At 40.6% G+C, this 25,051-nt stretch carries 21 protein-coding genes; 5 read left to right on the top strand and 16 right to left on the bottom strand.

All coding sequences use genetic code 11. The annotated features are described in order from the left end of the window. Positions 1–531: 531 nt before the first annotated feature. The 5 genes from I7804_RS04300 to I7804_RS04280 form a co-directional block, all read right to left on the bottom strand. Complete coding sequence (locus tag I7804_RS04300; RefSeq protein ID WP_022755771.1) at positions 532–1,401, bottom strand: ROK family protein; 870 nt, start codon at positions 1,399–1,401, stop codon at positions 532–534. A 31-nt stretch (positions 1,402–1,432) separates the two neighbouring features. Next, a complete protein-coding gene (locus I7804_RS04295) occupies positions 1,433–2,887 on the bottom strand; it encodes a hypothetical protein (protein ID WP_248405110.1) in 1,455 nt (484 codons plus the stop codon). Between the two features lie 201 nt (positions 2,888–3,088). After that, complete coding sequence (locus I7804_RS04290; protein WP_248405107.1) at positions 3,089–4,324, bottom strand: nucleoside hydrolase; 1,236 nt, start codon at positions 4,322–4,324, stop codon at positions 3,089–3,091. A gap of 179 nt (positions 4,325–4,503) precedes the next feature. Beyond that, positions 4,504–6,063, bottom strand: coding sequence for a serine hydrolase domain-containing protein (locus I7804_RS04285; RefSeq protein WP_248405104.1), 1,560 nt, complete (start codon positions 6,061–6,063; stop codon positions 4,504–4,506). 88 nt (positions 6,064–6,151) lie between these two features. After that, positions 6,152–6,349 carry a hypothetical protein gene (locus tag I7804_RS04280; protein ID WP_022759005.1) on the bottom strand — a complete coding sequence of 66 codons (198 nt, stop codon included), beginning with the start codon at positions 6,347–6,349 and terminating at the stop codon, positions 6,152–6,154. Between the two features lie 206 nt (positions 6,350–6,555). On the opposite strand from I7804_RS04280, the gene I7804_RS04275 reads away from it, so the two are divergent. Next, a complete protein-coding gene (locus I7804_RS04275) occupies positions 6,556–7,905 on the top strand; it encodes an MATE family efflux transporter (RefSeq protein WP_248405102.1) in 1,350 nt (449 codons plus the stop codon). Between the two features lie 204 nt (positions 7,906–8,109). Next, complete coding sequence (gene trmL, locus I7804_RS04270) at positions 8,110–8,601, top strand: tRNA (uridine(34)/cytosine(34)/5-carboxymethylaminomethyluridine(34)-2'-O)-methyltransferase TrmL (protein WP_248405100.1); 492 nt, start codon at positions 8,110–8,112, stop codon at positions 8,599–8,601. Between the two features lie 176 nt (positions 8,602–8,777). On the opposite strand, the gene I7804_RS04265 is transcribed toward trmL, so the two are convergent. The 6 genes from I7804_RS04265 to I7804_RS04240 form a co-directional block, all read right to left on the bottom strand. Further along, complete coding sequence (locus I7804_RS04265) at positions 8,778–9,650, bottom strand: PolC-type DNA polymerase III (RefSeq protein WP_248405099.1); 873 nt, start codon at positions 9,648–9,650, stop codon at positions 8,778–8,780. A 171-nt stretch (positions 9,651–9,821) separates the two neighbouring features. Beyond that, positions 9,822–10,493, bottom strand: coding sequence for a cell wall hydrolase (locus tag I7804_RS04260; protein WP_248405097.1), 672 nt, complete (start codon positions 10,491–10,493; stop codon positions 9,822–9,824). 396 nt (positions 10,494–10,889) lie between these two features. Then, the gene (panD, locus tag I7804_RS04255) at positions 10,890–11,279 is read right to left on the bottom strand and encodes an aspartate 1-decarboxylase (protein WP_022755780.1); all 390 of its coding nucleotides are present in this window, start codon (positions 11,277–11,279) and stop codon (positions 10,890–10,892) included. 139 nt (positions 11,280–11,418) lie between these two features. Further along, positions 11,419–12,261 (bottom strand): pantoate--beta-alanine ligase, encoded by an 843-nt coding sequence (gene panC / locus I7804_RS04250; RefSeq protein WP_027203589.1) that lies wholly within the window; start codon positions 12,259–12,261, stop codon positions 11,419–11,421. A 43-nt stretch (positions 12,262–12,304) separates the two neighbouring features. Beyond that, positions 12,305–13,183, bottom strand: a complete 879-nt coding sequence (panB, locus tag I7804_RS04245) for a 3-methyl-2-oxobutanoate hydroxymethyltransferase (protein ID WP_051145386.1) — start codon at positions 13,181–13,183, stop codon at positions 12,305–12,307. Between the two features lie 51 nt (positions 13,184–13,234). Next, positions 13,235–14,086 carry a Rossmann-like and DUF2520 domain-containing protein gene (locus I7804_RS04240; RefSeq protein WP_027215962.1) on the bottom strand — a complete coding sequence of 284 codons (852 nt, stop codon included), beginning with the start codon at positions 14,084–14,086 and terminating at the stop codon, positions 13,235–13,237. A gap of 763 nt (positions 14,087–14,849) precedes the next feature. Here I7804_RS04240 and I7804_RS04235 point away from each other — a divergent pair. The 3 genes from I7804_RS04235 (at position 14,850) to I7804_RS04225 (ending at position 17,622) form a co-directional block, all read left to right on the top strand. Beyond that, on the top strand, positions 14,850–15,767 hold the full coding sequence (locus I7804_RS04235) for an alpha/beta hydrolase (RefSeq protein ID WP_248405096.1): 918 nt from the start codon (positions 14,850–14,852) through the stop codon (positions 15,765–15,767). Positions 15,768–16,125: 358 nt separating this feature from the next. Next, entirely contained in the window at positions 16,126–16,764 is a 639-nt protein-coding gene (locus I7804_RS04230) for a TetR/AcrR family transcriptional regulator (protein WP_248405095.1), read from the top strand. 198 nt (positions 16,765–16,962) lie between these two features. After that, positions 16,963–17,622 carry an MIP/aquaporin family protein gene (locus I7804_RS04225; RefSeq protein ID WP_022757781.1) on the top strand — a complete coding sequence of 220 codons (660 nt, stop codon included), beginning with the start codon at positions 16,963–16,965 and terminating at the stop codon, positions 17,620–17,622. Between the two features lie 458 nt (positions 17,623–18,080). Here the strand turns inward: I7804_RS04225 and I7804_RS04220 are convergent, their stop codons facing one another. The 5 genes from I7804_RS04220 to I7804_RS04200 all read right to left on the bottom strand — a co-directional run bounded on the left by I7804_RS04220 (position 18,081) and on the right by I7804_RS04200 (position 25,046). Further along, on the bottom strand, positions 18,081–19,187 hold the full coding sequence (locus I7804_RS04220; RefSeq protein ID WP_248405094.1) for a galactose ABC transporter substrate-binding protein: 1,107 nt from the start codon (positions 19,185–19,187) through the stop codon (positions 18,081–18,083). Continuing rightward, positions 19,144–20,166, bottom strand: coding sequence for a substrate-binding domain-containing protein (locus I7804_RS04215; protein WP_022754773.1), 1,023 nt, complete (start codon positions 20,164–20,166; stop codon positions 19,144–19,146). The genes I7804_RS04220 and I7804_RS04215 overlap by 44 nt, the downstream gene beginning before the upstream one ends. Then, positions 20,141–21,985 carry a histidine kinase gene (locus I7804_RS04210; protein ID WP_248405093.1) on the bottom strand — a complete coding sequence of 615 codons (1,845 nt, stop codon included), beginning with the start codon at positions 21,983–21,985 and terminating at the stop codon, positions 20,141–20,143. The genes I7804_RS04215 and I7804_RS04210 overlap by 26 nt, the downstream gene beginning before the upstream one ends. Before the next feature lie 117 nt (positions 21,986–22,102). Further along, positions 22,103–23,698 carry a response regulator transcription factor gene (locus tag I7804_RS04205; RefSeq protein WP_022754775.1) on the bottom strand — a complete coding sequence of 532 codons (1,596 nt, stop codon included), beginning with the start codon at positions 23,696–23,698 and terminating at the stop codon, positions 22,103–22,105. 175 nt (positions 23,699–23,873) lie between these two features. Then, positions 23,874–25,046 (bottom strand): ABC transporter permease subunit, encoded by a 1,173-nt coding sequence (locus tag I7804_RS04200; RefSeq protein ID WP_022754776.1) that lies wholly within the window; start codon positions 25,044–25,046, stop codon positions 23,874–23,876. Positions 25,047–25,051 lie beyond the last annotated feature (5 nt).

Below are 25,051 nucleotides of genomic sequence, written 5' to 3'. Positions count from 1 at the left end.
TTGTTATAGTCCCAAATTCCAAGTTACCGATTCCAAGGAACGATTCTATGCGCTGCTTCCCTTTTATTTTCTATGATTATATTATAATATAATCTTCGCTTGTGTTAGCATCTATTGTTTTTGAAAACTGTCAAAATGTTAAAAAGCTTATATCCATCTTATTAAGCATTATTATCATGCCGAATCTGATAGATATAAGCTTTTTTAATTTTAATCGATTAATTTTCTCAAACTTCGCACTTGCCAAACATACGCCACCCTTTGAGGCAGCACCGATGCGGATAGTTTATAATGCATTTTCATATCTTTTGAAGATGTTATAAAATTCAGGAGCATGAGAGATGGATTTTTATATTCTTCTTAGGGTCTGCATGTCTGAGCGAAGCGAGTTTCAGACCCTAGAATATAAAAATCCAGATATCATGCCCTGAATTATAACACCTTCAAGATATGAAAATGCATTATAAACTATCCGCATCGGCGCTGCCTCAAAGGGTGGCGTATGTTTGGCAAGTGCGAAGTTTCAATAAATTAGATATCTGCGTCCATTGCAAGCTTTATGGATCCCATTATTCCCTGGTCATCGTTTAGGCTGGCAGGAACTATATAGTTATCTATGTCTTTAAGTTCTTTGGTTACAATATATCCGTTTAGCTGCTCCAGGACTTTTTTCCTTATAAGTGGAAAGAGCTGCTCCTGATGCATTACTCCTCCGCCAAGGATGATGATCTGAGGGCTAAGTGTCAGGATATATGTGCACAGAGCCTGAGCTATATATGTACTTTCAAGGTCCCAGACTTTATCGTCATCTGCAAGTTCTACAGCTTTTTTGCCCCATCTGTCTTCAATAGCAGGACCTGCTGCCATTCCTTCAAAACAGGTTCCGTGGTATGGGCACTTGCCTTTATATGTATCTCCATCTGCTACTGCCATTTTGATATGTCCAAGTTCAGGATGGAGCATGCCGTGCAGGAGCTTGCCACCTGCCATAACTCCGCCGCCGACACCTGTTCCTATAGTGAGATACAGAGCATCCGTAAGGCCTTTGGCACATCCCCAGGTTATCTCTCCAAGGAGTGATCCGTTAACATCTGTATCAAAACCTATCGGTACACCCAGCTCTTTTTTGAAAGCACCGACTATGTCATAGTTCTTCCAGGCAAGCTTGGGCGTAGATGTTATATAACCATAGGTCTTAGAATCCCTGTTAAGATCAATAGGCCCAAAGCATGCTATTCCGAGAGCTTTGATATCCTTGCCTTTAAAATAATCGATCATTATAGGCATAGTCTCTTCGGGAGTCTTGGTAGGAATCTGCATCCTGTCAAGTATCCTGCCGTTCTCATCGCCTATAACGCATATCATCTTAGTTCCGCCCGCTTCAATACCACCATAAATCATACTTCTCTTCTCCTCTTATAATTTTTTATTGTCATTGGTCATCCTTGGTAACATCAAGTCCGAAATATCCGCATATCCTGGCAAGCCTTGTTCCTGACGTACTGGACACCATGATTATATTACCACCTGTATCATATGCTATCACTATAAATCTTGAATTCATCTTGAATACACATGGGTTAGGGCCTTGTATCCCATAAGCTTTGAGCATCTCTTCAAATGTCGCCTGAACATATCTGGAATCCACATACGCATGGCTCATAGTCGTCCCGTCCATGAAATCTCCGCCCACAATATTACCATCATCAAGAGTTTCGGAGATATCATCGATTATTCCAAAATATGATGCTACTGCCCTGTATTTTTCAAGGGACAGATCTACAACGCCTTCTGCAGGGACTGCCGGTTCTTCTCCATAGGTTATCTCATCATAGGCATCAGAATCTGCCTGATATACAAGTCCAAACCTTGCACAAATCCTGCTGCACTCATCTGCATCATCTGTATATATTATAAGTATTGCGTCATCATCATGCATTGCTGCATAGTACCTTGCATATCCTTCATCATTCGGAACGCGCATTACTACCGGATTGTGAACCTTGTCATATCCTGTTGATGAAAGCTCATCCCTGTAGCGATCATCTGTTTGCGAAAGATCATACATGATCGTAAGACTTATCTGAGTTGCACTTCCTGCCTTGGTATATAGGATTGTCTTATAATCATCAGTCTCTTCTTTAGATGTACTAGTATATCCAAACTCTTCCAGCACACTTGTAACGCCGTCCAATGTCAAGAGACTTTCATCTATGTTGGCATTATCTAAAGGGGATGTTCCAATGCCGGATGCATCTGTTAATCCCCCATCACCACTTGCAGCAGAGCTTCCATCATAAGCCTTCTGACCTTCTTCAATATTGGCTTTGGTTCCTGCATAGTTCTGCATATAATTGGCAAGTTCATTGATTCTCTTGGAGTGGTCAAAAGGCGCTGAGATCTCCTTGACCACAATGCTTATCTGGTCAAGTTCTGTCATGTCTACTGTTGACGCAGCATCTAATATGGCATAGATGTCTGTACCTGCCAGGTATCTAACCTGCCTATAGTATGAAGTCGTACCATCAAACCCGCTATAATCAAGCTTTCCATTTCCTGATGCATCAAATAAAAAAGAAGCTCCGGTCACATAACCCTTTCTGGTCCAGGTCATCATATCAGCTTCAAGAGCGCTAAAATCTGCATCTGTATAGAAAGATAACAATATATTTTTTCCATCTTCTTTATGCTTTATAGTATATATGCCATTATCATCCGGTTCACTTTTTATAGTATAGTTGTCACCGCAGTCTATTTGAATAATATTGTCAGCAAATATAACCTCTATAGATGAGTTTCTAAATGCTTTGCAAGACATTAGCCCCAAAACCATAGAGGCTACCAGGACTGCCACTATAAAGTTATACTTAGAATGAAAGTTGTTCATATTATTCCTTCATGACGAGTACTTGTGAGAGTCTGGCAATATGAATATCAGATTTGGATTTGCCATAATGGCTATTTGGGCTCGTATCAAATAGCCGTGTGAAAAATTGTTATATCGATACAATTTTTCACACTAAACCTCATACTACGAATGCCAAACGTATTTCAAGTACAGTGATGTACTTGAAACGTTCGCAACGTTTTATTGATGCCTTCTAAGATAATCCGCTTCAATAAATGAATCAAAAAGATTAGTATAAGTCGCTGATCCGTACAGTACATATTTATCTTTTGTATAGGTAGCTTCCAGCATATATACTCCGGTAACTGTATCACTCCTGGTCTGAGTGATGACACCTCCGTTACTTAGATTGATCTTAAAATCGCAAGGGATAGCTTCGAAGTATCCTCCATAACCTGTATCCTGAGTCACCGCACAGTATACCGCTGTTCCATCGCAGTTGCCGTAGTTCTGGCCATCTTCAAGACCGAACTGTGCATATGCCTTGGACAAGATATCACTGTTAGCTGTATCCATCTTAGTAAGATGACCTCCGCATCTTATAGCACCAAGGACATCCATTGTGAAATACAATGGTACAGGGCTATTCTTAACAACATAATCAGTGGCTCCAACCCTGGTCTCATCATAGGAGAGGTTATAACAGAGTCCCTGATACTCTCCTCCTGTTATATAGATAGCATCAACCTTGTCTTTGACAAGTTCATAGCCTTGGGGATCTTTGAGAAGCTCACGTATATTAGTTAGAAATCCGGTAGTCACTATCCTTATCTTACCGTCATGGGCGGATAGGACTTCTTTGTACATAGTTACGGCATTGTCGTATACGGGATGACTTGTAGTCTTGTACTGCCACAAAACTCCCCAGTAATCTCCGTTTCCACCGTATTCATAGCTTACAGACGCCTTGGCTATAGGTACGTCTGTAAGTCCTGCATAGTCAAAAAGGCCTTCTGCTGCCTTGATATTATTGCCTGAAGGATTCCTGGAGCAGTATGCAAAGCCCAGGATATCGCACAGTCCCTGATACTCAAGTTCCTGCGCTATGCGAACTGCTGTGACATCATCTACGTCTGTGGACATATCAGCATCAATGATTATACCTACAGGGCCGGATGCCTGCTGCTGATCCTTAAGATCATCCTGAATATTCTCTACGCTTTCTTTAGCCTCATCCCTTGCCTTGTCATCTTCCTCCTCGGCCTTCTCTATAGCTTCCTGCTTCTGTTCATCTGTCATGCCGCTGTAATCTTCTTCAGGACCAACTTCCTGTCTCGCTTCATTTAAGGCATCAATAAATATATCCCTGTAATCCGTCAAGGTATCAGAGGGCTGCCTTGCCGCAAGTACAGGAAGCGCTATAGAATTAACTATTAAGATGCATGTACACAGAACAGCAAGAGAAGACTTTTTCATGAGGCAAAACCTCTCCCATTTACTGCCTATTGATATCTATGTCCCCCGCATGATAGTAAATTTGCAAATAAAAAAGTCATAACAGATATGTGCGTTATACCGTTCATATCTATTATGACATATTTACAATAACATCGCGAGAAATAATAAATTCCAAATGTTTTAGCTATGCTAATATTCTAAATACTATCTGCCACACCTTCGATAAATCCCGTAAAGTCTTCAAACCTTGCTTCTACTATCTTCCTCATCTGAACTGTGAGATTATCAGCAGAAATATTCATGTTGATATGGATAGATCCAACATCTTCTCCTATAAGGCTCAGTTCTATATATAAAGTATCACTTGCCGTCCATCCGGATTTGGATATAAAAGGAACTTCCTTGCTGGTGGCGCTTAGAGACTGCCCTGTGGCAGGATCCACAAGAGGAAGACTTCCTTCACATTCTTTAGTCAGATCAAAAGGAATAATGTAATCTATGACGCCGCTACCCGATCTTTGCTTTATGGACAGGCAGCCACTATCACCATAACTTATATGAAAAGACTCAAACCTTGCCTTATCACCTGATTCTTTAAAACCATCAGTCAGTGGCTCATTAAGTATTCTATAAGTATAGTCAAAACATGGGCTATAATTCTTTAATAAAGTGCACTCCTCTATATCTTTTTCATACTTGGAAAAAGAAGGAGCATATTCCAAAAGGCTATCGTGAATGATATCAAGCAGAGGCTGGGTGCCGCCCTTAATATTCTGAAGATCAGCAGTTGTCACGATCACAAGATCATACTGGGGATAGAACAGGACGTACTGACCACCCATTCCGTACATACAAAAGCCGCCCCTGATCCGCCAGAACTGATATCCGTATCCCTGCCGCTCCTCAGTCACCTGGCCGGTCTGGATATTAGGAACTTTAAAGCTCACAGCTTCTTTAATATAATCTCCAAAGCTTGTTACCTCTGTGCAATGATCACCTTTACAAAATGCCAAGGCAGCGTCCTCTGACAGGCTCTCCCCGTTTTGACCATCACACAGCTTATCACCTTTCAAAAGCTCATCCATTACGAATCTTCCAACTTTAAGAAGATCCTCAGGATAGCACATAAGCCCTGCCCCGCCTATCTCGTCCCCAAAAGGGTCAGTGATAATATATGCATCTTTGGAAAAAATATATTTCGAAGGAATCTTGGTCCTAAGATAATCAAGCACTCCCATACCGGATAACTTCTTAACAAGAGCCGCAAGAGTATGTGACGATGAAGTATCATAATTAAACACCTTGCCGCTTCTATGAGAAGGCAGTGTGACAAAAAAGCTCTCGACCCAGTTAATATTTATATGGAACTTGTAGGTCGTAGACGTATGACAGGTCTCCATACGAAGCATATCCCTGATCGTCATATCAGAAAGATACGGATGGAATCCCCCTTCAGGCTTATATTCAGAGAAAAAAGTCACGATCTTATCTTCTAAAGATAACTTCCCCTCTTCTATAAGAAAGCCTATAGCAAGAGATACAAAAGACTTAGTAACAGAGAACATCCTATGCATCCTTGAAGCGCTATATGGATAAACATATTCTTCAAATATCCTGCATCCGCCCTGATCTGCCAAAAGACTGTGAATACTCCCGCTTCCGCCATTTAATAACCCTGCCTTTTGTAATCTGTCCCAGATTTTATTAATGCATTCTAAAGCGTTGAATTCATTCATAATGCCATGTTTTAACCTCATGTCGCGAGAAAAGGAAGTAACTAATGCTTCAAATTGGTGGTGCTCGCGACACCAATTTGGGTTTGAAAGTGGAACACTTTCAAACTTTTTACACTCCCAGATAATGATAGATGATATATCCAGCCAGAAGCCATGACACAAGTGCAAGAAGTGCACCGGATACTTTAATAGGCTTTGTGCTCTTAGCATTGCCCTTAGAATCTTTTGCAACGCTGTTTCTTACAAAAGCCTGCGCAAGGCCGTACATACCGATGATCAAAAGAACAATAACTTCTACGTAATACATTTCCCCATCCCCTTTTTATGCTGTTTATTTAGGATTTTTAATAACTATACCACCTCAAACACTCAATTGCACTTGCTTTTTATGCATTTTAGCAAACTTACCACTTGATCAGTGCCATGTCCGAGGAAATCTCACCAAGGTGGTAAGTTTGGCGCATTCTATATCCCACAATGTAATTGTGCTATACTTGTTTTAGGAGGATTATCATGGCTAGATCTAAAAATATCGATATGACCAAGGGACCGATCCTTAAGGAACTGGTCCTTTTTGCTTTGCCGCTACTACTTGGCAATGCTTTTCAGCAGCTTTATAACACAGTTGACAGTGTTATAGTCGGACAGTTTGTAGGTCCCGAATCACTTGCAGCAGTTACCAGTACCGCTGTTATCATCAATACACTTGTAGGACTTTTTGTAGGCTTTTCTACAGGATCTTCTGTAATAATATCCCAGTTCTTCGGAGCCCAGAAAGGTGATATGCTCAGAAAGTCAATTCATACTGCGCTATCTGCAACATTCATCATGGGTATCATCTTTATGATACTGGGCTATTTTATAACACCGCCCCTTATCGTTCTCATGAAGACCGACGTGACAGTTATAGAACCTGCCACAACCTACCTTAGGATCTACTTTTTGGGTATCCTTGGACTTATGTTCTACAACATGACTTCTGCTATACTACGTGCTATCGGAGATTCTGTAAGACCGCTCATGTTCCTGATACTTACAAGCGTCCTTAACATAATCCTGGACCTTGTATTTGTAATCAAATTTGAAATGGGAGTTGCCGGAGTTGCCTATGCCACTATCATCGCACAGTTTGTATCTGCATTCATGGGTATGTTCGTACTGATAAGGTCCAAAGAAAGCTACAGTGTATCCCTTAAAGAGATGCATATAGACACTTCTATACTTAAAAGGATATTTGCAGTAGGTCTTCCCGCAGGACTACAGATGGCTATAATCAGTTTCTCCAATATCTTCGTCCAGAGCTATATCAACAGCTTCGGAGCCGCATCAACGGCAGGCTGGGGAAGTTATGGAAGGATAGATGCTTTTGTAATGCTCCCTCTTCAGAGCATCGCCCTTGCCAATACCACATTTACCGGACAGAATGCAGGCGCCAAAAACCCTGATCGTATCAAACAAGGCATAAGAGTATCACTCCTTCTTGCAATAATCGTGACAATAATCATCTGCGCCGCAGAATACGCAGGAGCTCCGTATATCATTAGATTTTTTACCAAGGATGAAGCTGTTATGAAATACGGCATCATCTTTATAAGATGTAACTGCATGTTCGATTTCTTCTGCTGCTTCAATCAGATTCATGCAGGTGTCCTAAGAGGTATCGGAGATGCAACAGCACCCATGTTCATCATGATATTCAGCTTTGTAGTATTCAGACAGATATACCTTTTTGTGATCACAAGGCTTACACCATCCATATACCCTGTAAGCCTGTCATTCCCTGTTGGATGGATGATGTGCAGCATCCTTATGATGATATATTTCAAACTCAGTCATTGGGAAAAGAAGATTCACACCATCTGACACTATTGATGGCTAAAGCTTTTTTGTAAAAATCATCAAACTTGCAATAACCGTAATCAGTTATAATAGATAGCGAATAGTATAGTAAGCGTCTTAAGAAAAATGCACTTTGCCTGTCATCAAACGCCCTATATGCCAGCATAAGATAACTGGCATAAGGCATTTTCTAAAGTCGCTTAATATAAGAACCAAAAGGAAATTGAAATGAATATAGTATTATACGAACCGGAAATCCCCTATAACACAGGCAACATAGGAAGAACCTGCGTTGCAACCAACACAAAGCTCCATCTCATAAAGCCTCTTGGCTTCAGCCTTGACCAAAAAGAGATAAAGCGTGCTGGCCTTGACTATTGGCCAAAACTTGACTACGAAGTATATGAAAACTTCGAAGACTTTATGAAAAAAAACAATAATCCAAAAGTATGGATGGCCACAACCAAGGCTCATAAGGTCTACACTGACGTATCTTATAAAAGCGATGACTATATAATGTTCGGACCTGAAAGCAGAGGCATCCCGGAAGAAATCCTTGTCGATCATGAAAATGAATGTGTCCGTATCCCCATGTTTGAAGATACAAGATCCATCAATCTATGCAACAGTGTCGCCATCGTATTATATGAAGCATTAAGACAGAACAATTTTGAAGGACTCTCCCTTACAGGAGAACTACACAACCTTCATTGGAAGTAATTGAATTCATATTGTTAAAAAGCAGTTCTTATGATACTGAGAGTACCAAAGGAACTGCTTTTTATAATTTCTAAAATCGTTACTGTATTTAAAAGTTTTTTCACGAAACACTCAGTAAATGCGTATTTTTGATATATACATTTAAGAAATCATTCTCTGCCAATAGTTACTTCTATTCACATAAGCTTCAAAAGCTCTGCCATGATCCCGCCGCACACAAGAGCATCAGACTCAGCTCTATGAGCATCCTGCTGACTTATATTAAAATGCTGAGCCATAGTAGGCTGCTTGTGATCACAAATACCTGTTACATACTTCTTGCAAAGTGCAAGAGTATCAACAAATTTGATATTGGCATCGATCCCAAGCCTTTCAAATGTCGCAGACAAAAAACGCATATCAAAGCTTGCATTATGCGCACATATAATAGTATCGCCTGTGATAGCATCACCCAAAAACTCTACAAATTCAGGATATACCACATCTTCCTTAGGTGAACCTGCCAACATGTCATTGGTGATATTATTTACTCTCGTAGCACTAGCCGGAACCCTCTTACCAGCATTAACAAGTGACCCAAAACTCTTAACTGCCTTGCCATCTTCAAAAAGAACCGCTCCAAGCTCAATGATCCTGTCATTATATGCAGAAAAACCTGTAGTCTCAGTATCAAAAGCTATATAGCGCTTAGAAAGCTTATCCTTGATCTTCTCAACACTCTTTATCTGCATCGTACTAACACCACTTGCCATAACCGCATCTTTTCCTTTATCTGCTTTATCTTTATCTCTATCAGTCCTATTTACAGTTGTCTTCTTTACAATAGCATTTTCTCTATCTGTCTTATTAGTTGTTGTCTTTTTTATAGTTGTCTTATCTATACCAGTTTTATACGGAACTATTGCCTTTTTATCTGACCTTTTAACCAAACTGTCCGCAACATATTTTTCTCTAGCACCTTCAGTAATTTCTTCTTTATATCCTTCTTTACTTTCCGCAATCTTATCCGCAATACTTCTTTTTCCAAACATTATCTCAAGTGCATCCATATCTGCCTCTCTACTAAATTCCTAAATCTTTACTTTAATAATACCCTATCAATAATCAGTCCATCAGCTCACCAAATGATTGTACCATACTTTTTGCTCCAAGCTTAACCTCCTACCACAAGCAAAAACCCCGGCGAGTCGCTTATGATCCGCCGGGGTTGATAATCCATATTAAATTGAATAGAATGCCTGGTTATCGACTACTGTGAAGAGAGTCTTACCATAGAAAGTTTGGCTTCCATCATTCCTCTTAAAAGAAAGAACATTGGCATTGTTAAGATATGAGTACTCTCCGCTTAAAACCTTAAGACAGAGATTGATCATATCAGTACTTGTCTCCTCAGCAGTCCTACTACTTGCCCATGAATAGGTTGAGAACTGATTTTTCTGAGACAGAACGCCCTTGATAGTATTAGGATATGCAGGAGACTTAACACGGTTCATAATAACCTCTGCTACTGCTACCTGTCCGTTAAATGATCCTCTGGCCTCTCTGTATACAACATTGGCCATAAGGACTATCTCTTCCATTGTGAATTCGTAATCATATCCGATAGGGTCTCCTGCTACAAGCGCTGCCTGCGCTGCTGCAAGATCCTGCGCTGCCTGCTGTGCAGCGGCATCTTCCGGAGCCTGATCCTGAGAGGATACATCACCGGCCTGTGCTTCTGCCTGAGAATTATCACTCTCTGAAGTATTTTCTGTTACATCTGTTACGTCAGTCGTCACATCTTGTGTTTCGTTTTCCTGTGCATGAACTACAATAGGCTCAGTAAAACTAAGCACCGCTGCGGCATATGCCATAGCAGTCGCCATGAACAATACTCTTTTTAAACTCTTCATAACATCGGCTGGATCAAATAGATAAGATAATCTTCAAGAATTGAAGATCAGTATAAGTCCCAATCACGGTCTTACAATCATCAGTCCCTCCCCGGACCTGATGCTTATAAAATAAAACAGCCTAACTTCTCCTTATAAATAAAAATTATAGTTTTGTTGCGTTTATTACAACAAATGTAATAATAACAGAAAACCTATCACAAAATCAATCACATTTAGAGGATTTTATGAATTATCTATAAGGAAAAATTTTTAGGCATGTAAACTTTGGCACTTATTTTTGTAAAAATTTCTTGCAATTACATATTGTAGGCAGTTTATAAAGTATTTTAGCGATATAATTGTCAAATCTGCTATTACGAAATGTAAGAGTCAAAAAACACTTTTGACACCTTATTACATATCTTCCAGCCTGCCATGCTTTTCATATGTAGTTGTGCGAACTACCTTGTTATCTCCATCAACAAAGACTACCTGAGGATGATGCTGTTTCATCTCTTCAGGACTCATCTGAGCATATGCCATTATTATGACTTTATCACCTACGCTGACACATCTTGCTGCAGCGCCGTTAAGACATATAACGCCCGAACCTCGCTCTCCGCAGATGGCATAGGTCATAAATCTCTGACCATTATCTACATCTACGATCTGAACCTGCTCATACTCGCAGATTCCTGCCTTATCCATAAGCTCTTCATCTATGGTGATAGAACCTACATAATCAAGAGCTGCCTGAGTTACAACTGCGCGGTGGATCTTGCCTTTAAGCATTGTAAGTAACATGAAAACCTCCAAAAACTAATATCATGATAGAGAAATGAATTAACTGATCTCCTGTCTTTGTCACCATAAGTAAATGAAAAGACAGGGATCAGTTCATAACCTATAATCTATATCTGCGGATATCTAAAACTTTACATTATCAAAAAAGAAAATTATCGATAAGCCTTGTCTTGCCAATATATACAGCCATTGCAAAAAGTGTTCCTTCTTTAACTTCAGTAGCAGGCTCAAGTGTATTAAAATCTGCTGCTGATACGTAGTCGATCTTGGCAAGAGGCTCTTTTTCTATAAGAGCTCTCTGAGCATCAAGGATCTTTGCAGCATCCTTTTCGCCGTTTTCAGCCATCTCTTTACCCAACTTAACTGCTTTAGAAAGAACAAGGGCTGCCTGTCTTTCATCATCACTTAAATATGTATTACGTGATGACTTGGCAAGACCGTCATCTTCACGGATGATAGGACATCCTACGATCTCTATGCCATAAGACATATCTCTTACCATCTTTTTGATAATAGACAGCTGCTGTGCATCTTTCATTCCAAAGAAAGCCTTATCAGGAGTTGCTATATTAAATAGCTTGGATACTACTGTACATACTCCTCTAAAGTGTATAGGGCGAGTCTGGCCGCACAGGCGCTTTGGCATATCATTAAGTATCTCTACATAAGTAGCTGCATCCTCGCCATACATCTCTTCTACTGAAGGGTGAAATACAAGACTTGCACCGTGCTCTTCAAGGAGCCTGCAGTCTCTTTCAAAATCCCTTGGATATGTAGAAAGATCTTCTGTCGGGCCAAACTGTGTAGGATTGACAAAGTCAGATACGATGACTCTGTCGCACTGTGATACTGCCTTATCTACAAGGCTTGCATGTCCTTCATGAAGATATCCCATTGTAGGAACAAGTCCTATTGTGAGACCTTCTTTTCTCCAGGCTCTGACCTGGTCTCTTACTTCTTTGATTGTTTCTGCTTTGATCATATTTCCTCCAATTACCTGTATATCCTCATAGTTTACTATTAGATTATGAAATCCTCTTTATATAGCCTTCTTCACTGTACTTGGCATCAAGGCTCTGCAAGAACTCATCTGAGCAGTCACTCTTAGCATATGTCTGCTCGGGAGTAGGGAATGAGCCGTCCTGAACTGCTGCCTTGTAGTCAGCAAAGGCTTCCTTCATCTGCTGGCCGATCTCTGCAAAGTGCTTCACAAACTTAGGTGATACTCCGCTTGCCATGCCCAGCATATCCTGATATACAAGAACCTGAGCATCACAGCAGCTACTTGCGCCGATGCCGATCGTGATGATATCAAGCTTCTTGCTGATAAGTGCTGCAAGCTTAGGTGGTACACACTCAAGAGTTACTGCAAAAGCACCTGCTTCCTGAACTGCAAGAGCATCCTGAAGTACACGCTCTGCATTAACCTCGCCCTTGCCCTGAACCTTGAATCCGCCAAAAGCATTAACTGACTGAGGTGTCATTCCTATATGAGCTACAACAGGGATACCTGCATCTGTTATAGCCTTGATCTGAGGAGCCATAAGAGCGCCGCCTTCAAGCTTAACAGCACCTGCGCCCGGTGCTTCCTTCATGATCCTGCCTGCAGACTCAAGTGCCTGTGCGGGAGATATCTGATAGCTCATAAATGGCATATCTATAACTACGAATGTATTCTGACAAGCTCTGGCAACGCTTCTTCCATACACGATCATCTCATCAAGTGTTACAGGGAGAGTATCGTTATATCCCTGCATTGTCATGCCAAGGCTGTCTCCAACGAGTATCATGTCGATACCTGCTTCGTCCATAAGTCTTGCTGTCGTGTAATCGTAGCATGTAAGCTGTGCGATCTTCTTTCCTTCTTCCTTCATCTTACGAAGTGTAGCTACTGTCTGTTTCATTTCCTTTTCCCCTTTCGTCAGTCCATTGATATTACAATATGAAACCTTCTGTCATTTCATATCCTCTAACAGCTGACATATATGTGTGTATTGGTTTTCGGGATGTTTCTCTTTAGCAAGATCTGTAAGAACAAGAGATAGATTCGTGTAAACATTTCTTTCGATCTGATCTGTCAAAAGACTCAAATGCTTTTTGACAGTACTGCTGTCACCTCTCTCGACAGGACCTGAAAGTGCAGTTGCAGGGCCTTTTTGCAATATATTCTCAAGATTAGCCCTTGCAAGTGGCCCTATTGCAGCCATAGCTTCTGCATCACTAAAGCCGGCCTCGTTCAGATGTCTCTTGGACATCTCATAAAGTCCGCATACAAGATTTGAAGCGATAGAGCATGCCAGATGATAGCCAGCCTTCATGCTTTCATCCAAAAGCTTTGTCTTAAGTCCGATGTTCTCAAGAAAGTCTACCCATTCGCCTACACCTTCTCTTTTCTCAAGACAAAAAAATACACCCGTAAGTTCCTTATAAGCACTGTATTTGCTACTAAAAGGAAATAACGGATGTATTGCAAATCCTGCTGCGCCGCGGCTCTTAATCCCGGGGAACGCCTCCCCTACAGTCATGGCTCCGCTGCAATGTATTATCTGTTTACCCGATATAGAAAAAGAACTGATCTCTTCATACACAGAAGAAATCTCACCGTCCGGAACAGTTAAGAATATCGCGTCACTCTCTGCTATAAGCTCACCTTGAGTGTCGTAACATTTTGTATTTGTAAATTCTGCTGCTTCAATGGCTGATTCTTGATGCCTACTATAATAGCCGGTCACCTGAACGCCGTGCTCTGAGAAGTATTTTCCCAGATTAAAACCAACTTTACCTGCTCCTATAAATCCAATCTTCATCGCATATCTCCTTATCTAAAAACGGAGGACGCGACTTCATTCCGGACTTTCATTCTCTTGTCGGTACAGTTCCCACTAATGTGGAATACCATCCGCTGGTGCGTGTGCACCATATAGAAATGTAACACTGTAGCCTGCAAAAGTAAATAGGGATGGCGGAAGTGTGGTGGGCCGAGGGCGGGGGGCCGGGAATGCGGATGGTATTATCATAGGCCTCATGTGAAAATAACCTTCGGTTTTCTAATGTCCTGCTACGCTTCCGTGGACATGCTATACTGCAGCTTCGCACGACATAAGAAAACCGAAGAACATTTTCAAAATCGGCCTATGATAATACCATCCGCATTCCCTCATCGCTGTGCTGCCTCGCAATTTCGCTTCGCGCTTATGCTTTGCTAGTGCTCATTATATTCGCTGTTCGCAGATTCCTTATTTTGGAATACGCATAAGGATTGTTATCTGCGCATTTTTATTATTTTGATAATAATCTGATTTGTTATGTGTGATTGTCTATGAAAAAGTCTGTGCATTTTTTAGAACTATTAAAAAGCAAAAAGGACAAATAATCATAAAAACAATCATAAAATGTTGAGAAGATTAGATTTCGGAATGTTTTTTGCAAAAGAACTTCAAAATATGATTATTCGTGTGATTTGTACTTTTTGAATTCGTGATAATATTGCTTTCGTTGTAAATGAAATGAACGAATTTTAGAATACGTTTATTTTCCAAATATGATTTTAAAAAGGTAATCACACGAAAAATGGTAATAGTATTAGTAAATCTCATTGTACTTTTAACTTTATATCTTTCTCTTTGCTTTGTATTTGCAAGGTCTATGGGCATAGTAAAGTGTATTGATCCTGCTAAGGCTTATGAGAAGGAGAACCGCAGGCACTTTCTTGATGGATATAAGAGCTGGGATTGTGAAGAGTATGTTATAAGATCATTTGACGGTTATGAACTTCATTCAACATATATTCCTTCAGCTATTCCTTCCAAGAAGTTTGTGATACTGATCCATTCATCAACATATTGCAGAATAGGCGGTATCAAGTACTTCAATATCTTCAGAAAGCTTGGATATAACGGCATCCTCTTCGATCTTAGAGGTCATGGAGATAATAAGAAGTCTGCTTCTACCTGGGGAAGAAAAGAAAGTAAGGACCTTCTTAGTGTTATCGATGATACTGTAAGAAGATTTGGTGATGATATCACAATAGGTGTTCACGGAGAATGTCTTGGCGGTGTTACAGCGCTTACTGCTCTTAAGTATCATCCCAACATTTCATTTGTAATCGCTGACAGCTGCTACAACTCACTTTATTCTCTTCTATGTAAGCTTGCTCAGCAGATCGCTCACGTATCACCAAAGCTTTTCGATCCTGCTGTAGTCTTCTTCAGACTTATGTTTGGATATTCTTATAAGAAGATATTTACTAAGGACAGTCTTAAAGGCAATACAGTTCCGATCTGTTTCATTCAGGGAGACAGCGACTGTGTAGTACCTGTAGAAGATACCATGGAGCTTGAAGGTTCTACTAACGGCTATACAGAGATGCATATCTTTGAAGGAGCTGACCATACAAGAAATATACTTGCAGATTCCAGACGTTATGAAGAAATCGTGGAAGGTTTCCTATATAGGGTTAACTGCCTTGAGCTTGCAGCAACAGCTTAATAGCCTATTGCTTCCAGTATTTGCCAAGGCAGCAAAATAAGAAATCCCATTCTCGTCATAATCTGTCATTTTCTCATATTAGTAAATCTTTTACTTGCAGGACTTTTATAGTGTGTTTTTGGTGCTATAAAAGTCCTGTATTGTATTTTTTTATAGGACTTTTATGTTTTGGTAATGGAAAACTACCGCCTGGTATTTTGTGTATACAAGATATGGAACATACATTTGTGATAAAATCATTAGTAATATCAATCAAGAACATCACAAATTCAATGCTTAAATGTATTCATTTTCAAACAATGAATTGATGCTTTGAATTTCACCAATACTAAAACAATATTTAAAATATACTCAATGTATGAGGTTAACTATGAGAGACGGAAGCGCTACTGAAGAGAAGATCTTAAAACTTGCCAAGAAGATGATCATAAATGACGGCATTGCCAACCTTGATATGAAAGTCCTTGCAGAGAAAATAGGCTGCAGCAGAAGTACCCTTTACAGGCACTTCTCAAGTAAGGGCGATATCATGATAAAGCTTGTGGAAGAGTCTCTTCAGATCATAAGCAGCTCTTCACAAAACCTTCCAAAAGATATACATTTTGATAACGGATTCGAAGAGTTCTCATGGTATGTTAATGAAAGAGCCAAGGCCCTTATCAAAGAAGTCGATTCTGTAACTTTCATAAGAGATTATGACTGCCTATATACCAATGCTTATCCTCAAAGCAGTCACTTAGAAGGATTCAAGAATTTCATCAAGGGCGATTACCTATCTGATCCATGGTTTATTGCTTTTAAAAAAGGAATGGAAGATGGAAGCATCAGACATTTCGATGATCCTAAGCTTCAGGTCCTGACTATATCCAACGGCCTTTTAGGAATAGCAGAAAGAGTCGTCCCAAGAATTCCTTTCTACATACAGGAACAAGGCTACGGCGAAGAATTCATACTTAATCAAGCCAAGCTCTATCTTAATAGTATTAAGAATCGCTAATTAAACCTTAACTGAGAAAATATCCTCCAAGTTTCTGACAGGGCCTTGCACAATCAAAGCCCCAAATTTGAATTAATAATTATCCTCCTGATACAATCTAATAATTATTATCGCAATTATGTTATAATATTATCGTATCTATAGTTTTTATAGTAAAGCTAATAAAACTTCTAACTTACGTCAAGAGGAGGAGAATCCATGCTTAAAAAGTGTATCGCTGAATGTCTTGGAACCTGTGTACTTGTTGTCTTTGGATGCGGAACTGCTGCCGCCATTGGATGCGACGTATCGGGAGGGTATGTTGCAACCGCTCTTACTTTTGGTCTTGTTATTGTAGCTATGGCATATTCAATCGGTAACATATCAGGATGCCATATCAATCCCGCTGTATCTCTTGCTATGCTTATATCAGGCAAGCTTAGCGTATCAGACTTTATCTATTACATCGTATCCCAGTTTGCAGGTGGTATTATCGGTGCCCTTATCCTTAAGATATTTGCATCATCCGGTGCAATCGATGCAGGACTAGGCTCCAATGGCCTTTATAACGGCAATGTAGGACTATCCATCCTCATCGAGATCATCCTTACATTCGTATTCGTACTCGCAATCCTCGGTGTAACATCAAGAGATGCATTCTCAAACGTTGCCGGTCTTGTAATAGGACTTACACTAACCCTGGTACACCTCCTTGGCATCTACTTCACCGGCACAAGCGTTAACCCCGCAAGAAGCCTTGGACCAGCAATCTTTGCCGGCGGTGATGCCCTCTCATCCGTATGGGTATTCATAGTAGCTCCCCTCATCGGCGCCGCCCTCGCCGCCCTCTGCTACAAATTCCTAGACACCGACAAGTAATCCCCATCAAACTTTAACTATACGCACAATCAACGCGCCATCTTCCCATTACATCATTTCACAAGGACACAATATCCTATCTTTGATGAATGATCAATGGAAAGGTGGCGCTTTATAATTAATCGGCGATAGTCCCACTTGGGAGGCGAAGTATCCGCTAAAGGCTATGCGAAGGTAAGTGGCCCTCGGACGGATAGTATATAAATAATTGGCGCGCTTTTAATTGTTTTACAAAATTTATGAGCGTGATAGATGGAGATTTTTATTCTGCATGGGGTCCGCATGTCTGAGCGTCAGCGAGTTTCGGACCCCAGAATAAAAATTTCCAGATATCATGCCATGAATTGTAAAACAATTAACAGCGCGCCAATTATTTATATACTATCCGTCCGAGGGCTACGTACCTTCGCATAGCCTTTAGCGGATACTTCGCCTCCCGAGTGGGACGTTTCCTCCACTCACCTATACAGAAAATCGTTCACATTGTCCAAAGTGATCTTGGTGTGGGGGAGCCTTATGTAGTGGCCATCTTCTATGCCCAGATCATCAAGACTACTGCCAGTTGCAAGCGCCATTGCAAGATCATACATCGCATGCGCCTGCCCTTCCTTGTCATTGTAGACAGTACCATGCATATATCCAGTCTTAACAGCTTCAAGCCCGCCTATAGTACCATCTATACCATATATAGCCGGAATCTTACTCTTAGCATCCTCCCCATACATATTAAGATAGGCATCTATAGCCCCAAGCGCCATATCATCGTTATTGGCCAGGATCAGCTCTATCTCGGTATTGGACGATATTAACTGCTCTATCTTGCTCTGAGCCTGCGTCCTGTTGAAATTGGCAATAGCAAGGCCCTGCCTGTCAAGTTGCACTCCCTTATTTATAAGAGTCTCTACGCAGTATTCACTTCTTACTATTGCATCCTGATGCCCTGCTTCACCCTGCAGCATTACGTATTGTATAGTTCCATCATTATTAGTATCTATTGTAGATTCTTGTCCCAGTATCTCATCCGCTGCAAGCTCTCCCTGCATGATCCCTGATTCTACCGCATCAGATCCTACGTAGTAGAACTTAGCTGACCTTTGAAGATCCTCTTTGGTCAGTTCCCTGTTGAAGAATATAACAGGTACATCGTACTTAAGTGCCATATCTATGATATGTTCAGGTTCCGTCCTGTCTACCAGATTGATACAGATAACATCACAACCTGTATCTATCATCTCCTGCATCTGATTGTTCTGCTCTTTCGTACTCTGACCGGCATTATAAGTCACAATAGTAACATTAGTATCTGCATAGCTGTTGAACTCATCCATAAGCTGTGTTATGAACGTATCATGAATATCATAAACAGACACACCTATACGAATTGTCTTATTATCAATACTTTTGATATTGCCGCATCCTGACAATGCTGCTGCCATAAGCGCAAGTATCATATATACAGATAACAACTTTGTTCCAATTCCGTTTTTTATTCTATTTTTTATTTTGTTTCTGATTCCTATTCTAATCTCCGATTGGGAAAAGAATCTGCTGATTCCCTTCATCATACATTGTTTCCCCCGTAACATATGCATATCCTACTGTATAGTCGCTAACCCTAAGATGCTCATCTTTTAGGACATCCGAAAGGTTACTTATCACCATATATCCCATTTCATATTCATTGATGACAACCATCCCTTTTATAATTCCCTGATCAAGGTCATTTAAGTTATCGGGAGAGCACCCTACTCCGTATAATTTCAGGTTCCCCAGCTCATTGGTAGGATAGGCATTATAATTATCTACCATCTTGACATAATCAGCTGCCGTCTCTGTGACATCATTATCAAGTGCCACAAGGATATCAGCTTTGTTACTTTTTACAAGCTCTCCAATCTCTCTTTCAGATATCTGCGTTGCTTCCACGCTGAACACTATCTGTGCTCCAGCCTCATTAGCCTTTTCCTTAAAAGAGTCCACGCGTTCCTGTACAGATACAAGTTTCAGATTACCTGCAAGTATACCTATCCTGACACCTTTTAGCTCCCCGTACTCTTCTATGATCCTTGTGGCAAGTTCTGTTCCAACTTCTACACTGTCAGCTCCGGTATATCCCATCTTACTGCTTGCAATCTCATCCTTGTTTACATTGTTGTCAATCAGTTCTATGTAGACATTCTGAGGTATATCCGTAAGTATGTCTGATGCACTACTGCCCGAACACAGCTGCACTATCACTGCATCGGCTCCGTTTTCTATCTCCTGATCTATAAGATTTTTCTCTTTTACAGGGCTACCTTCAAAGTCAGTGGTAACATAGTTGAGCCTTATTCCATTTTCTCTTGCCGCCTGCCTTAGTCCTGTCTGAAAGCTGTCCCATCTTGCGCTATTACTTTCATCTACTATTACAGATATCTGATACTTCTCAGAAGGCCCGTCTACTTTAATAACATCTACAGCACAGACCACAATGCCTATGACTATGACTGTTATGATAGCAAAGAGCCATTTGCTTTCATTAAATATATTCCGCGGATTCAACATCTCTGGCGTTTTCCTCCGAATATTCTATATATGGCATATGAATAGTAACCCTGGTACCCTCATCGGCTTCTGTATTTATCATAAGTCCGAAGTCTCTGCCAAACCTTAGCTGGAGTCTTCTGTGCACATTGATAAGACCTACTCCCGAGCCTCTTGCCCTTGTTCTTCCTTCTTCTGTGAGAAGCCCCTTAGCCTGTTCAGGACTCATACCATATCCGTTGTCTTCAACTTCTATGTAGACATTGTCACCTTTCCTATATCCCCTAACCCGGATACTACCGGGATCTTCCATCCCTTTAACTCCGTAATAGATAGCATTTTCCAAAAGAGGCTGCACTACAAGCTTAACAATACAGCAGTTCATTATATCCTGATCAATTTCATATTTTACAGAAAAAGAGTCTTTGAATCTTACCTTCTGAATATTGGTATAATTCTCTGCATGCTTGATCTCTTCACTTACTCTTATGATATTCCTTCCGTTTGAGAGGCTTATTCTGAAAAGTGATGACAGCTGGGTTATCATATAAACAGCTTCCTTGTTCCTGCCATCTTCTACCATCCATACGATAGAATCCAAAGTATTATAGAGAAAGTGAGGGTTGACCTGAGACTGAAGAGCATCCAGCTCGCTTTTTCTCTTTTCCTCCTGCTCCTTGATGATGTCCGCCATAAGAAGTGATATCTGGTTAAGGAGTTTTTGAAGCGTAGTTCCAAGGTAACGGACTTCATTGGAACCGCCTATGTATACAAGAGGGACACTCCTTTCTGTAACTTCAATATTGTGGATAGATGCCGTAAGCTTCTTGATGGGACTTGAAATCCTTGCAGATATGAGCCTGTTAAGAAGTAGTACCGCCAGCATTACCAGCAGTACTATCAGCACCATAAAAGATCTGGTACTTCTAAGTCCTACCGAAAGGTTCTTAGTAGGTATGACGCTTACAAGTTTCCAGCCGGTATAGCTTATGGTATTGACTATCTCGATCCTTTTTTCACCGTTGAATTTCTCCTCATAGACGCCATCAGAGTATGTTGCCACAACCTGATTGTTTTCATCATAAAGTCCTGAAACTATCTGCATGTTCTGAGGATGATATATGATCCTTCCCTCTTTGTCGCACAGGTATATATAACCCTGTGAAAGGGAGTTGTTAAGAATATCGAACATCTGATACACAGTCGTGTAATCCATATCTACAAGGAGTACGCCCTGCTTGGGGATTCCTCCTCTTGTATACATTACAGACCTGCTAAGAGATATGACCCAGTAGTACCTTCCTGCCGAATCGCTAAAAAGGTTCTGAACATGCGGCGTCGAAAAGTGCATGTTCTCAACCTGCGTTGTGGCTTCTACGAACCACTCCTGGGTTGTGACATCAATATTATCTTTTTGAATCGCAGATGGCGCTGCACCAAGCTGTCTTCCATTGGATTCAAAAAGTGCCATTGATACTACATTATCTTTATTGGACTCATACAGAAGGTTCATCTGACTTCCGATCTTGTCTACATGGATATCAGATGTCTGAATAGATGTATAATAAAAGGCATCAGAAAGCTGCCTCATCTGCCGCAGGTAATCTTCAAGCTTCTCACCTGTCTGAGAGAGGATTGTCCTTGCATTGTCTGTTGCAACCCTTCTGGATATAGATGCAAAACTACTATATAGAACTGCCCCCAAAAGGCTCATGGACAATATTGAAACTATCGTATATGAGGTCAGAAGCGTTATCTGGATATTTCGAGATTCCAGCTTTTTTCTAAGTTCATGATGACCTTTTTGTTTACCCCCATCTTTGCGCTTGAATAATCCCATTAAAAGTCCTTACATTTTGTGACTAAAAATTAATCTCTGTATTTCCGGACATTCCTTTTTACATCCTGCATTTCTGTAAGTAAGATCATGTATATTGTCACAATACAAAATATTCTTTTAAGAAATCTCGCCTCTGGTTCTGAATTTGGATGGTGTTATCCCGTACTGGCGTTTAAATACATAGCTGAAATAATTGGGATCGGTAAAACCGACTTCCGCCGCGATGACATATGTCTTCTTGTCGGAAGTCATAAGAATCTCTTTTGCCTTGTCCATACGATAATCCGTAAGATATGTGACAAAAGTCTTACCGGTCTCTTTCTTAAAAACTGTTGAGAAATATGCAGAACTTACCCCTAAGTTCTTGCAGATCTTTTCTATAGTAATCCCCTCTTCGTTATAATGAGCAGCAACATATTCCTGTGCCTTAAGTACAAAAGACTTCTGGCCCTTGCTCCTCACATCCCCTATCATCTGCTGCATCCTTGACAGGATATCTGTCAGCATGATCTTAAATTCAAGTACATCCGGAAGCGCCTTGCCTATAGTATTGTCTGCAAATACATCTTCTATGGCAAGATGGTTCTCCTGAGCAAATCTATAGAGCCTGCTCATGGTATCTGTAATAAAAAACTCATACAGCTTCATAGTACCCAGATCCTGGCTGTAACTGTCTACAAATCTGCCCGCTTCCAAAGGTATATCAATTGTATCTTCTACCCTGATCCTTCTAAGGATCTCTGAAAGCGTCTTACCGCTTTCATCCATAATTGTCTCACTATCGTGCTCAGGCTCTATCTCCATGATATTGATAGCTTTGCCCGTTCCGTATATAGCCCTTGATGATACAGCCTGCGATGCTCCCTCAAGTGAGTGAACCGTATCCATCGCATCAGTGCATACCATTCCAAGACCTACTGTAACTACTGCTTTGCAGGCAATCTTGGCAAGCCTGCAGAAACTGTCACAATCATCTGTAAGCTCTATTACCTGCCTTGAATCATCCATCTGAGCTATCATCACGGTATCTCCCTGATAGGAGAAGAACTTACCGCGCCACTTCTCTTCAAGTCTCTCCTGAGCAAGTCTTCTTACTGATATACCCAGAAGTACCGGATTAAGGCCTTCCGGCGCCAATGTCGAAGACGTATGTATAAGGACCACCTCATATACAGGCCCCTTTAAGTCTATCTGATAATTAAGAAGATATTCCGCAAGATGCTCCTGGGGTATCCTCCCTGATACAAGTTCTGAATAGAAAGTCTCCTGAAGAAGCGGAAGGCTCTGGGCATAGTATCTTGAAAGCTTCCTGATACTCTGACGTTCTTCTGCCTCCTTATCAAGGGATTCTCTTATCCTTGTAAAAAGACTGCTAAGCTCATCAGAATTGACAGGTTTTAATATATACTCTTCTGCCTCAAGCTTGATAGCTTCCTTGGCATATTCAAATTCGTCATATCCTGAGAAAATAATGATCTTGACACCAGGGCACAGCTTTCGAAGCTGTCTTGAAAACTCAAGACCATCCATATACGGCATCTGGATATCCGTCATGACAACGTCAGGAGTATCACCCTCTGCCATCTCCAAAGCTTCAAGTCCGTTATGAGCATAGGTAGGGACCTCATACCCCAGTCCCTCCCAGTCTATTTTTCGAACGATGGCATTTATAACCTCTTCTTCATCATCAACAAGCAGACATTTGTAACCCAATATACCGCCTCCATTAGATACTCTCTATTCATTATACTACACAGATGCAGTATTCCCCTAGTGTCTCATTATCATGTTACAAGAATAAAATGACAGCACTAATATACTAAAAAAATATTTTTCCAGAAAAAAGGCGTAGCCAGATCAAAGGCCACGCCTTAAAACAGTCAGTCAATTACTTTTTCTTGGCAGCCATTCTTGCTGAGAAGATATCAAATGCAACTGCAGCAAGCAAAACGACACCCTTGATAACTTTCTGATAGTTAGGATCTATAGTCATAAGGCTCATTCCAAGGTTGATAACACCTATAAGTGTAGCACCAATAACTACTCCAAATACTGATCCCTTACCACCGTATGCAGATACACCACCTACTACGCAGGCTGAGATAGCATCCATCTCAAAGTTTGTTCCTGCTGTTGAGTTAGCAGCCTGGAATCTTGCTACTACGGTCCATGCACTGATTACAGTAAGAACTGCCATATTAAGGTATGCAAGGAAAAGTATCTTTTTGGTATCAATACCAGAAAGTCTTGTAGCCTCTCTGTTACCACCTATTGTATAGAAGTAACGTCCGATGGTAGTCTTCTCTGTAATAAAAGCATAGATAAGAACTATTGCAAGAGCCCATATAAGAGCTGTAGGTATACCACCTGCATATGCAAGCTTATATGCAAAAAGCATGATGAATGCGCCAAATACTACGATCTTAGCAATCATAGCAGTCAATGAATCATGTGCATATCCCTTAGAGATCTTAACGCTTCTGCTTCTGATCTCAAGAACAGCTATGATGATAACACTGACTATTCCAAATACCATACAAGGAATATTCATTGTCTTGGCGGTTGTTTCAAAAAGCTTACCTGAGAAAATCTTAAGGTATGCAGGCGGGATAGGAGCAATTGAACCTGTTGTGCTGTTAGCAGAAAGGATTGATGTTCCTATTCCTCTGAATGCAAGATAACCAACAAGGGTTGCGATCCACGGCGGGATATTAACATAAGCAATAAGTGCTCCAAGTATGCATCCATAGATGATACCTATCAGCAGCATTGCAACGATAGATAGTCCGACATTCCATTTCATTACTACCATCATCACACCGCCAACAGATCCAAGGAAACATATGAATGATCCGCAGGACAGATCGATGTTACCACCTGTCAGCATACACATGAGCATACCGCATCCAAGGATATATACATATGCATTCTGAACTATCAGAGCACTAAAGTTAAGTGGTGAGAAAATACCACCATTAGTAGTAATACAAAAGAAAAGATATACGGCGACAAGAATTAGAAGTCTTGTATTTGATTTTAAAATTTTCTTAACGTTTTCCATTTATT

This window comes from Butyrivibrio fibrisolvens (assembly GCF_023206215.1).
Taxonomy (GTDB): Bacteria; Bacillota; Clostridia; order Lachnospirales; family Lachnospiraceae; genus Butyrivibrio; species Butyrivibrio fibrisolvens_C.
Note: the sequence above shows the minus strand (reverse complement) of the source record. Positions and strands in the feature narration are given on the sequence as shown.